The sequence below is a fragment of the Saccharibacillus sacchari DSM 19268 genome (genome assembly GCF_000585395.1).
Lineage (GTDB): Bacteria > Bacillota > Bacilli > Paenibacillales > Paenibacillaceae > Saccharibacillus > Saccharibacillus sacchari.
Map to the genome: position 1 here is coordinate 3,978,600 of NZ_KK073875.1, position 12,310 is coordinate 3,990,909.

General features: G+C 51.6%; 7 protein-coding genes. 3 read left to right on the plus strand and 4 right to left on the minus strand.

Annotated features, from left to right (window positions below; all coding sequences use genetic code 11):
• The coding region (mgtE, locus tag SACSAC_RS17210; protein ID WP_037288643.1) for a magnesium transporter at positions 1-1,249 on the plus strand (1,249 nt) is incomplete at its 5' end.
• Between the two features lie 434 nt (positions 1,250-1,683).
• On the opposite strand, the gene SACSAC_RS17215 is transcribed toward mgtE, so the two are convergent.
• Entirely contained in the window at positions 1,684-4,038 is a 2,355-nt protein-coding gene (locus tag SACSAC_RS17215) for a heavy metal translocating P-type ATPase (RefSeq protein WP_037288645.1), read from the minus strand.
• Between the two features lie 280 nt (positions 4,039-4,318).
• Between SACSAC_RS17215 and SACSAC_RS17220 the strand changes: the two genes are divergently transcribed.
• Positions 4,319-4,627, plus strand: a complete 309-nt coding sequence (locus tag SACSAC_RS17220; RefSeq protein ID WP_051507534.1) for an ArsR/SmtB family transcription factor — start codon at positions 4,319-4,321, stop codon at positions 4,625-4,627.
• Positions 4,628-4,906: 279 nt separating this feature from the next.
• Here SACSAC_RS17220 and SACSAC_RS17225 read toward each other — a convergent pair whose 3' ends face one another.
• Both SACSAC_RS17225 and SACSAC_RS17230 read right to left on the minus strand, forming a co-directional pair.
• Positions 4,907-6,004 carry a cation diffusion facilitator family transporter gene (locus SACSAC_RS17225; protein ID WP_084778154.1) on the minus strand — a complete coding sequence of 366 codons (1,098 nt, stop codon included), beginning with the start codon at positions 6,002-6,004 and terminating at the stop codon, positions 4,907-4,909.
• A gap of 182 nt (positions 6,005-6,186) precedes the next feature.
• Positions 6,187-7,869: a glutamine--tRNA ligase/YqeY domain fusion protein gene (locus SACSAC_RS17230; protein ID WP_037288648.1), complete on the minus strand. Its 1,683-nt coding sequence runs from the start codon at positions 7,867-7,869 to the stop codon at positions 6,187-6,189.
• Positions 7,870-8,599: 730 nt separating this feature from the next.
• Here SACSAC_RS17230 and SACSAC_RS17235 point away from each other — a divergent pair.
• Positions 8,600-10,807: an anthranilate synthase component I gene (locus SACSAC_RS17235; protein WP_037288650.1), complete on the plus strand. Its 2,208-nt coding sequence runs from the start codon at positions 8,600-8,602 to the stop codon at positions 10,805-10,807.
• Between the two features lie 688 nt (positions 10,808-11,495).
• Here the strand turns inward: SACSAC_RS17235 and SACSAC_RS28490 are convergent.
• Positions 11,496-11,849 carry a hypothetical protein gene (locus tag SACSAC_RS28490; RefSeq protein ID WP_245608658.1) on the minus strand — a complete coding sequence of 118 codons (354 nt, stop codon included), beginning with the start codon at positions 11,847-11,849 and terminating at the stop codon, positions 11,496-11,498.
• Positions 11,850-12,310 lie beyond the last annotated feature (461 nt).

Below are 12,310 nucleotides of genomic sequence, written 5' to 3' on the forward strand. Positions count from 1 at the left end.
TCTTGTACAGATTTATCACGAACTTTTGCCCCATGATCAAAATCGATTCCTGCACTTGCTGCCGATCGAACAGCTTGCGGATCTGACCGAATCGACCAGCAATGCCGAACAGGTCGAGATTTTCGGCATTCTGGGACCGGAGCGTTCGATCGACGTTATGCAGCAGATGGACGAAGGCGATTTGGCGCGCTTTTTGCATGATTTGACGCCCAATAAGCGCGAAGAGCTGCTATCCAGCATGCAGGTCAGCAGCGCGACTTCGCTGCGCAAGCTGCTGAGCTATCCGCCGGAAAGCGTCGGACGACTGATGTCGGAGCGCTTTATTGCGATTTCGGCAGAAGATACGCCGAGGCAAGCCACGGAGCACATCCGCCGCGTTGCTTCGATCTCCGACACGATCAGTTATCTGTATGTTGTCGATGAAGAAAAAAGACTGGTCGGCGTCGTGTCGTATCATGATCTGTTTTTCGCCGCGGAAGACGCTACGATTAGCGACCTGATGAAAAAACGCGTAATCACCGTCCCCGTCACGATGGATCAAGAAGAAGCGGCCCGATTGATTCAGGACTATGATTTTCTGGCGCTGCCGGTAATCGACGAATCGCAAAAGCTGTGCGGCGTGATTACGGTGGACGACATTCTGGATATCGTTGTGTCCGAAGCGGACGAAGACGTCGCGAAAATGGGCGGCGGCGGCAAAGATATCGACTTTGACACTAAGGCTTTCGTCGCGGTTCGTCGCCGTCTTCCGTGGTTGATCCTGCTGCTGTTTATCGGGCTGGTATCAGGAAGCATCGTTGGATATTTCGAAGATACGTTGCAGCAGATCGTGGCGCTGGCGTTCTTTATGCCGATGATCGCGGGCATGACCGGGAACACGGGCACGCAGTCGCTTGCGGTCGTGGTGCGTGGACTGAACGGACGCAAGCTAACGGCAAAGACCGTGTGGAAACTGATACGGCGCGAGCTGGTCGTAGGCGTCTCGATCGGCGTATGCTGCGGCATCCTTATTACGCTTATCGCTTATTTCTGGCAAGGGGATTGGATACTCGGAGGGATTATCGGCATTTCGCTGCTGGCGACGCTGATTATCGGGACGCTGACGGGTACCTGCATCCCGCTGCTGCTCAGTCGGTTCAAAGTCGATCCGGCCGTCGCTTCGGGACCGCTCATTACGACGTTGAACGATATTTTGTCGTTGTTTATTTATTTCGGGATCGCTTCGCGGTTTTTGGGGATGTTGGGGTGAGGCGGGACGGCTTTGGATTAGCCGAAAAGTTCCTGTTCGTTAAGGGAGCTTGAGGCGGCGCTGCGGGAGAAATTGCCAGCATATGCTTCCGAAGTGCATTTCTTCGAAATGCTTCACAAGCCGCTGTCTCGCCCGAGAATTTTAGAGTTGACCCTAAGGTCCACTCTAAAATTCTCGGGCTCAAAGGCGTCGTTCACTGAATTTCTCCCTTGCTTGCGAAGCTGCTTAAAGAACAGGATATCGTCAAAACAAAGCCCTCTCGTTTAGCGAGAGGGCTTTGTTTTGATTGGTTTTTAATTGAATGAATGATGGCAGCTATCATTTATTAGGAGAGGATGAATAGCAAAAGTTGAGAACATACCGGTAACACATCAATGCTATAAGTAAGGTTGCGACTATCGAAAACCTTAAATTAAATACGGCCAAGTTACTCGTTACAACGAAGTCTGAACCGATCTGGGTTCGGATGGCTGGGTGGCTTGGGGCGGGATCGGTGTGCGTAGCACCCGCATGGCGTTCAGTACGGCAATCAAAGTGACGCCGACGTCGGAGAATACGGCTTCCCACATGGTGGCGATGCCGAAAGCGCCGAGGATCAGGAAGACGGCTTTGACGCCTAGGGCGAAGATGATGTTTTGCCATACGATGCGGCGAGTGCGTTTGGCGATGCCGATCGCGGTCACGATCTTCGACGGTTCGTCGGTCATGATGACGACGTCGGCGGCTTCGATTGCGGCGTCGGAGCCGAGACCGCCCATCGCCACGCCGATATCGGCGCGTGCCAGCACGGGCGTATCGTTGATACCGTCGCCGACGAACAGGATTTTTTCTTTGGCGCCTTTTTCCCGATCAAGTCTCTCGATCTGTTCGACTTTATGCTCGGGCAGCAATTCGGCGTGGACTTCATCGATTCCGAGACTGCGTCCGACGGATTCCCCCACGCTTCGGACATCGCCGGTCAGCATGACCGTTTTGCGAATGCCCAGATTTTTCAGACCGCGAACGGCTTCCGCCGAGTCCGACTTTACTTCGTCCGCGATTACGATTCGACCCGCGTAACGTCCGTCAACCGCAACGTGTACGACTGTGCCGGCATCCGAAGCTTCGGTGAACGAAATGCCTTCGACGCGCATCAGCTTCGCGTTGCCGGCCAGTACGGTCGACCCATTCAACCGAGCGCGGATGCCGTGTCCGGATACTTCTTCGTAATCGTTCACTTTGGACGCGTCTAGTTCACCAACGAAGGCTTCGCGGATCGAATCCGCAATTGGATGGTTCGAATGCAGTTCGGCATAAGCGGCAGCTTCCAACAATTGTTCGTTTTCAAAACCGGCTTCAGGATGAATCGCGGTTACTTTGAAGCTGCCCTGCGTCAATGTGCCTGTTTTATCGAACACGACTACTTTTACATGGTTCAGTGCTTCCAGATAGTTACCGCCTTTGACCAACACGCCCTGTTTCGACGCTGCGCCAATTCCCCCGAAGAAGCCGAGCGGGATCGAGACAACCAGTGCGCAAGGACACGAGATCACCAGGAAAATTAAGGCACGATAGATCCAGTCAGAGAATAAGGCACCCGGGATGAAGAGCGGCGGAACAACAGCCAGCAGCAGTGCCGTAATGACTACGATCGGCGTATAGGCACGTGCGAATTTGTTGATAAACGTTTCGGTCGGCGCTTTGCGTCCCGCCGCATTTTCAACCAATTCCAAAATTTTGGCTACCGACGATTCACCGAACGTACGCATAACTTCTACGGTCAGCACGCCGTTTTTATTAATGAATCCGCCGAGCACTTCGTCTCCGGCTTTCACGTCGCGAGGAACGGATTCGCCTGTGAGCGCCGAGGTATCCACCAAGGAGGAACCTTCAATGATTCGTCCGTCCAGCGGTACTTTTTCACCGGGGCGAACCAGAATATACGCACCGACAGCTACCGATTCCGGCTTAACTTTCTTCGTTTCTCCGTCTATTTTCAAGTTCGCGTAATCGGGACGAATGTTTAGCAGCGACGTAATGGATTTGCGTGAGCGATTGACAGCCAGGCTCTGGAAGAACTCGCCTACCTGGTAGAACAGCATGACCGCTACGCCTTCCGGATATTCGCCGATTGCGAAAGCACCGATCGTCGCAACCGACATCAGGAAGTATTCGTCAAAGACTTGCCCGCGGAAGATGTTCTTCACCGCTTGCAAGACGACATCGCCGCCAACGGTCAGATACGCCAGCAGGAACAATGCCAGCTCGATGCCTCCGTTAAGCGGAGCGAGCAATGCCGTTGCCATAAGCATCGCCCCTACCCCAAGCCGGATTAACAGCGTCTTTTGACTTCCGTCGTGATCATGGGAGTGTCCGGCATGCCCATGATCACTATGATCGTGACTTTCATGGTCTTGGCCTGTATGCGTATGTCCATGTTCACTCTGCTTCGAATCTTGACCATGCGTATCGGATGCTCCGCTGTGTGCATGACCGAAAGAAGCTGTAGCTACCGCACTTGAGGAAGCCTGGACAATACGTCCCTTAGCGTCAACCGGCTGTCTGGTTCCTTTCAATACAATCCGTACATGAGGCTCAAGCTTTTTAATCGTTCCGGCAGCTTTCGAAGACACTTCCGCTTCTTGCTCCGAATCCGTTTCAAAGGTCAGCGTTTTATTCACGAAATTCAGTGAACAGGCAGATACGCCTTGCATCTTCTGGACGCTATTTTCGATCTTGAGCGCACAGTTCGCACAATCCAATCCTTCAAGCACCCACTCGCGCTTGACGGTTCCCGTAGCGGTTCCCATAACAATCCCTCCCGGCTTGTCTCTTGCATGATGCTATTCAAAAACATTACGGATAATATATGAGCATATGTTCATGTGTTATTTCGATTATAGCCCCCTCCTTCCCCGAAGTCAAAGCTTTCAACCAAAAAAGCCTATTCGTAATCTCAACGATTTTTGTTATAATGAACACATGACGCATACGGGAAGGTGATGAAGCGTGACACAGGAAGCGCTACGCGAAGATTTGACGGACGAGTGCGGCCATGAAGGCGCAGACAGCTCGGCTCCCCGAGACACGCTGGTTCAGATCAAGGAAAATTTTGTGGATGAGTCCACCACTATAGATATGGCCGAAATGTTCAAGGCTCTTGGCGATCCGACTCGGGTGAGAATCATTTATGCTTTGTTGCAAAAAGAGCTCTGCGTGCATGACGTCTGCATCGTACTCGATATGACGCAATCGGCCGTCTCGCATCAGCTTCGGTATCTGCGCAACACTCGTATTGTGAAAAGACGCAAAGTGGGCAAGACGGTGTTTTATTCGCTCGATGATCGGCATGTGGAGGAGATTTTTGCTCAGACGCTGCAGCATTTGAAGCACGGGTGAGGGGAAGATCCTGTTCGCTGAAGAAGCTTGGGCGCTGCGGGAGAAATTGCCAGCATACGCTTCCGAAGTGCATTTCTTCGAAATGCTTTACAAGACGCTGTTTCACGAATAAAGCTTACAGCTTTACTCGTTCAAAGGCGTCTTTCACTGAATTTCTCCCTCCGCTGGAAGCTGTTTTCAAGATCAAGATCTTTTTGGATAATAGAAAAGGGAAGCCCGGAATTTGGGGCTTCCCTTTCTTGGCGTTGCAAAGGCGTTTGCTTTTTGGGACTTGCTGCGTTAGTCGTCGCTGACTTTGCAATCGAAGCCGGGCAGGTCGAGTTGGATGGTGATATGCGAGATGCCAAATTCTTCGGTTAGGAGATTACGGGCTTGCGTTAGTACGGCGGGGCCGTCGGCTGCGTCATTGAGTGTCAGGTGACCGCTGAATAGAGGCAGGTCGGAGGATAAGGACCAGATGTGCAGGTCATGTATGTTTTGCACGCCGGGAATCTCGGAAAGTGCTTTGCGAATTTCGTTGGCATCGTAACCGGCAGGTGTGCCTTCCATCAGAATATGCACGGAGTCGCGCGTAATGCGGTAAGCGCTGAGCAGAACCAAAGCAGCTACGATGACGCTGGCGATCGGGTCGGCCAGATCCCAACCGAAAGCCATAATGAGAATCGCCGCGACGATCGCGCCGACCGAGCCGAGCAGGTCTCCGATGACGTGCAGGAAAGCACTTCGAATATTCAGATTTTCCGACGCATCGCCCCGCATCAGAAGGTAAGCGGCTGCGATGTTAACAAGCAAACCGATAACGGCAATCGTCAGCATGCCTGTGCTCATGACGCTCGGCGGATCGGAGAAACGTTGGAAAGCTTCGTAGAAAATGTACAATGAGATGCCCAGCAGCGCCAGACCGTTCAGGAAAGCAGCCAGAACCTCAAAGCGTTTATAGCCGTAAGTCTTCGCGTTGCTTGCCCGGCGTTCGCCCCAGATCATTGCCAATAAACTGAGTCCTAGCGCTACAGCGTCGCTTAGCATATGCCCGGCATCGGATAACAGAGCCAGGCTGTTGGTGACAAGGCCCCCGATGACTTCGACAACCATGTAGGATGCGATCAGGAAAAACGATAATTTAAGTGCTTTTTTATTCGCGTTATGCGTATGGGAGTGTCCTCCCGGCCCATGCGAATGACCGTGGCCGCCGTGATTATGCGCTTTACGAGGGGTGCCAGAACCAGCTGAATGATGATCGATGCGAGAGGCATGGTTATGCGCGTGATCATTATGCTGATGAGAATCGGAATGGTCGTGTTCATGACTGTCATGAAGCGGATATTCATTGGAACGACGTTGTGCGAATGATTGTTTTTCACCTGGGATCTGACTCATGTAGTTCGCCCTCTTTTCGATTACATATGAGTGATTGCTCATATGTTTACTATAGACCTCTTTTTAATATTTTGCAAGCCGCTTCCGTGACTCCTCATAGAAAAACGCTCCGCCGAAGCGAAGCGTTTACCGATGCTTTTAACATATACGAGTCTTTCGAGAAATGCGATCCAGATTCCGGTTTACTTGCCAGCCTCTTTAGGTTTGGAATCTTTTAATGAAACGATCCGATTAAATACCCTTTCGCCCGAAGGCCCCGCATCCGGATCAAGCGCGTAATAGCCATGACGAATAAATTGGAATCGATCGCCTACAGTCGCGCGCGTCACACTCGATTCTACACGCGCATGAGTGATTTTGACCAAAGAATCCGGATTGACAAGCGATGTCCAGTCATTGCCGGATTCCGTCAATCGAACATCAGGTTTCAACAATGGGCCATAATGACGGACTTCTGCTTGAATGGAATGCTTAACCGAAACCCAATGAAGAGTCGCTTTCACTTTTCGGGCATTAAAGCCGCTTCCGCTCCGCGTGTCCGGGTCATATGTTCCGTGCAGCTCGATAATCTCTCCAGTCCCGGGATCTTTGACGACCTCTGTGCAAGTGATAAAATAGGCCCCTTTCAATCGCACTTCTCTTCCGGGAGCGAGCCGATGGAATCCCTTTATCGGTTCTTCCATAAAATCCTCTCGTTCCAGATATAACTCCCGACCGAACGGCACACGTCGTTTACCCATAGATTCGTTCTCCGCATTATTTTCGATATCCAGCCATTCCGTCTCTCCTTCGGGATAATTGGTGATGACAAATTTGAGGGGCTCAAGTACAGTCATGACGTTGCTCGCTTTAGATTTTAAATCCTGACGCACGGCATGATCCAACAAAGCGATATCGACGGTGCTTGACGTTCGAATCATACCTACATCCCCAATGAATCGGCGAATGCTCTCAGGGGTAACCCCTTTTCGACGCAAACCCATCAGCGTAGGGAGACGGGGATCATCCCAACCCGAAACGAACCCGCCTTCCACCAGTTCTCTCAAATAGCGCTTGCTGGTCACGACTCCGGTAATATTCAAGCGGCCAAATTCTCTTTGTTTAGGAGCTTCCCGGATATCCAGCTCATTCATTACCCACTCATACAACGGTCGATGATCTTTAAATTCAATCGAGCACAGGGAATGGGTGATGCCTTCAACGGCGTCTTGAATCGGATGGGCAAAGTCATACATCGGGTAGATGCACCAGGTGTCGCCTGTCCGGTAATGCGGAGCGTGAATAATCCGGTAAAGGGCCGGATCGCGCAACGTCGGATTGGGCGACTTCATATCGATCTTGGCGCGCAGCACTTTGGCTCCCGCCTCGTATTCCCCTGCTTTCATACGACGGAACAAATCCATATTTTCTTCGACGGATCGTTCCCTGTACGGACTATCGATTCCGGGCTCCGTCAGCGTTCCCCGATACATCGCCATCTCGGTCGGAGTCAAGTCACACACGTAAGCTTTGCCTTTTCGAATCAAATGCAGTGCCGACTCGTAGATATGCTCCGCATAATCAGAGCCGAAAAACACTTCCGGTTCAAGACCCAACCAGCGGATATCCACTTCGATCGCCCGAACGTATTTCATGTCTTCTTTTAGCGGATTGGTATCGTCGAAGCGCAGATTGAATTTGCCTCCGAAATGCTCTGCCATTCCTGCATTGGTTAAAATGGCAAACGCACTGCCGATATGCAAGTAACCGTTCGGCTCAGGCGGAAAGCGAGTCGCGATTGGACGCGAATAAGTTCCGGCCTCAAGGTCGCTTTGAATGATTTTACCGAGAAAATGGTCTGTGTTCATACTTATATCCTCCTCCATTGAGTCTCCGAATTTGCGCAAACTAAAAAATCCCACCTCCAAGACTTGTCGTCTCGGAGGCGGGATTGAATTCGCGGTGCCACTCCGGGTTCGCCGTCGCCTCACGGCAAACGGCCTCGTCAGGTACGTCGCGGCTGCGCCCTATGGCACCCCACGGTTATACCCTAGCTCTATAACAGGAGCACCTGTCGCTTCATCCTTCCGGATCGGAATTCCGAAGCGCTGCGGACGATCTCTGAACTCTCTTCTGCTCATCAGATGGTCGGATAGGGCTTGGTTCAGGTCGACTTTTAACGTCCCTTCTCAGCTTACCGGGATTCTCTGTAGTCAATCAGGCAACCGTACTCTTCCTATCACTCGCGTTTTGGATTTGGAAATCTATTGTTACTCATATGCGCCAAGCGTGAACAGAGTTTATCATACGTGTGGTAAAATGACAATACGTGCCTGTTCCGTAGCGTGTTTGTGCCAAGGAACTTTGACATAACTTCGACTCGGCATTGACAAGCGGCCTGCTGACCCGGTATGATTTGCGATAAGTCCGGAGAGCCGGACGCCCGCGGAGGAGTCCGCATGCAAGACCGAGCCGATTTACCTATACCAGCAGAGCCTGAGCAGAGACAAGAGCAGAGACAAGTTGAGCGGAGCCGAGTCCCCATTTTCAATCACATATCCATCACTTTCTTTCTCTTTGCTCTCCACCCTCGCCTGAATTGAAGGAGGAGAAAAAGTGAAATTTCAAGCCACTCTTAGTCCACAACAAACCACTTACGTAACCCAGGGGAACCTGGAAATCACGCGTACCTTAACCCCTCTCGACTCGTCGGAGGCAGTATCTCCTATTCTTGACCACATCGACAGCCATCGCGGCGCCCTGTTTACTAGCGGCTATGAATTCCCCGGCCGTTATTCGAGATGGGACGTCGGATTTTTAAACCCGCCGATCGAGCTTCGCTCTTCGCGCGGTCTTTTTGAAATTCAATCGTTGAATGAACGCGGCGATCTGCTGCTTGATTTTTTGCATCATCATCTGTCGGCTGATCCTGTATTCGATTTGTCCCGCGACGGCGGTCTGATCTCCGGTTCTATCCTACATCAAGAAGACGAAGAAGAACTGCTGTCCGAAGAAGAACGCACTCGTCGCCCTTCGATCTTCACGCTGATTCGCAGCATTAAGAACGCGCTGGAAGCGCCGGAAGATTCGCAGCTTGGCCTGTACGGCGCGTTCGGTTATGATTTGGTATTTCAATTCGAGCCGATGCCGCTTAAACACGAGCGTACGCTTGAGCGGCCAGACGTTGTTCTTTACCTTCCGGACGAGATCGTCATGGTCGACCGTCAGATGGGGCAAGCGTATAAGTTGAGTTACGATTTTGCGCTGGAGGGTCGGTCGACTGCCGGATTGGATCGCATAACGCCGGAGACGGCAACAGCGACAACTTCCAAAAAAACTCCGCCGCAACTTCCAAAGTACGTTCCGGGGCGTTACGCGAGCCTGGTCGATACCGCCATCGAAGAGTTCAAAGTCGGCAATCTGTTCGAGGTTGTACCGACGCAGACTTTATACGAGCCTTGCCCGGAAGCGCCTTCCGCCGTTTTCCGTAGACTGTGCGAGATCAATCCGAGCCCGTACGGCTTTATCGTCAATTTGGGCACGGAACATCTGGTCGGTTCGTCGCCGGAAATGTACGTGCGCGTCGAAAACAAACGGATGGAAACGTGCCCGATCTCCGGTACGATCAAACGCGGCGCTTCTCCGATCGAGGACGCCGAACAAATTCGCAAATTGCTCAATTCGCATAAAGACGAAGCGGAGCTGAATATGTGCACCGACGTCGACCGCAACGACAAATCGCGCGTTTGCGAGCCGGGATCGGTCAACGTGATCGGACATCGTCAGATCGAGACCTACTCCCACCTTTTCCATACGGTCGATCATGTGGAAGGCACGCTGCGCGAAGGCTGCGACGCGCTCGATGCCTTTATGACGCATATGTGGGCGGTCACGGTCACGGGTGCTCCGAAAAAGGCGGCGATCCGCTGGATCGAAGATCATGAAGATTCCCCGCGCGACTGGTACGGCGGCGCTGTCGGATTTTACAGCTTCGACGGCGGGTTAAATACCGGCTTGACGCTGCGCACGATTCGGATCCGCGGCGGCGTGGCCGAGATTCGGGTCGGCGCGACGCTACTCTACGATTCCATTCCGGCGGAGGAAGAAGAAGAAACACTGACGAAAGGCGCGGCGCTGCTCAAAGCGGTTCGCGGGAATCGGGCAATTGGCGCAACAACGGAACTTTCCGCGGCGGAACAAGCGTTTAACAAGCCTGGCGTAGGCAAAAGATTACTGTTCGTCGACCATGAAGACTCTTTCGTGCATACGCTGGCAGGTTACTTCAAAGAAACGGGCGCCGAGGTGTTGGTTCTCCGTACGCCGGCCGCTTTGCGCGTGCTGCGAAGCGGCGAAGCTTTTGACGGAATCGTACTATCGCCGGGACCGGGACGACCGGACGATTTCCGGATGCGCGAGGTATTGGATCTGGCGCTGCAGCGCGAAGTTCCGCTGTTCGGCGTCTGCCTCGGCCTGCAAGGCATCGTCGAATATTTCGGCGGCAGCCTGGGTATTCTGGGCGTTCCGCAGCACGGCAAGCCTGCTTACGTGACGGCTACCGCCGATTGCCCGTTGTTCGAAGGCATCGACGGCGCATTCAAGGTCGGTCGTTACCACTCCCTGCACGCCGACAGTATGCCCGAATCGCTGGAAGTGACAGCGCGTTCGGAGGACGGCGTCGTTATGGGCATCCGTCACCGGGAGTTGCCGATCTACGCCGTTCAGTTCCATCCGGAGTCGCTGTTGACTGCCGGAGGTCGAATCGGCCACCAGATCATCGGAAACTTTATGCGGACGGCGAACTTGAGCCAGTCGGCGGTGCGGTGAGTTGATGCCAGATTCGATCCAATTGTAACTGATACGTTAAAATACGCCTTACATCCAAGCTGCAACAAGGCTTGGACGTAAGGCGTATTCTGCTGTTCATGTCGATATGAAATGCTTTTAAGATCAATCTTGCTAAAAAGCAATAATATTTTTCTAATGCCGCGACTTTACTCTCCATTCTTGCCAAAAAGCAACAATTTCAAGCGATATCATCTAAAATAGCCAATACCCCTCCAAATTGTTGCTCATACGCAAGAATAAATAGAAAATCGACTTGAATCCTAGAAATTGTTGCTTATACGCACGATTGAATACGAATACTTGAACTTCTTGTTCCGCGACGATAACTTCAAAGCTTCTTCAACGCTTCACTCTTCAACCGGTATCCGCTCACGTACTTTCCTGTTTTTCCTCTAACCTCTTCAAAAACCCCTTTCTCACACATCAATTGCATCAATTTAATGGAAGCTCGATACCCCAAATCAAACTGCCTTTTCAAATCAATCGTCCGCAAAGGCCGTCCCCATGCATAAGCCAACCGAATCACGGATATCTCTCCGATATGCGTATTCAATGAATCCGAACTCGAATGCTGCATTTCTCCGCTAAATCGCGCCAAAACCATACGCAGTAGCGTCTGACATAATTCCGGACGCTGTGACACATCATCGTACGCGAAAGAAATCACCTAAAACCCCATAGCCGTCAAAAAAGTTTCACGATTCAACTCATTGCAGAACTTGCGGCGATCCATATCCTGAACATGCGCTCCGTACCCTTTGATTTCGATCGCGATTTTCGTATCTGACTTGATCCATACAAAATCGCAAAAGTATCGTTGACTCCGCCAATCCAACACTTCGTATTCGGGATGCAAATGGTCGAAATTCTCTTGTAGCGGCCACCAGACATGTTCGCAAAACGTCTTTTCGGCATACAGATGCCCGCGCTTTAGCCGATCTCGGCGTTCTCCGTTTCGGCATGCAAGATGTGATTCCAAAAATAAGGCATAAGCTTTTTCATATTGCTTTTTGTTATTCATGAGCATTGCTCCTTTGCAGATCATATTTTTTTGGGAAATACGGCTAGGGCGTGTCTTCAAACCTCGATGGAAGCAGAGGACGAAAAGGCGGCAAAAGATGCACATTGGCAGGTTTGAAGACACGCCCTAGCACCTTGTCAAGACTAATTGAAAACAAAAAAACGTCCCAACCTATTCCGAAGAATAAGCGGGACGTGCTTCGTCACCGAATCGCGATATGTTTTTAAACGTGCAGGATCGACTTCATCTTTTATTGGGTAGAATCCTTATCCGTCGCCTTAAGCTTTTGCTGGCTTCTTGCTGCCTTTCACAGACGAACTACCGCCTTTTTTCGCAGCTTGATTCCGATTGCCTGACGTATTTGCACTTTTGCCAGTCTTGGCCGTGCCCGTCGTTTGGGACGTTTTGACCGATGCGGCTTGCGAAGATTTGGCATTTGTTTTACCAGGCTTGTCATTTCC

Bases quoted from the DNA above. Each gene is read 5' to 3' on its own strand.
- SACSAC_RS17215 (WP_037288645.1), bottom strand. From the start codon at position 4,038: ATGGGAACCGCTACGGGAACCGTCAAGCGCGAGTGGGTGCTTGAAGGA.
- SACSAC_RS17225 (WP_084778154.1), bottom strand. From the start codon at position 6,004: ATGAGTCAGATCCCAGGTGAAAAACAATCATTCGCACAACGTCGTTCC.
- SACSAC_RS17230 (WP_037288648.1), bottom strand. From the start codon at position 7,869: ATGGAGGAGGATATAAGTATGAACACAGACCATTTTCTCGGTAAAATC.
- SACSAC_RS28490 (WP_245608658.1), bottom strand. From the start codon at position 11,849: ATGAATAACAAAAAGCAATATGAAAAAGCTTATGCCTTATTTTTGGAA.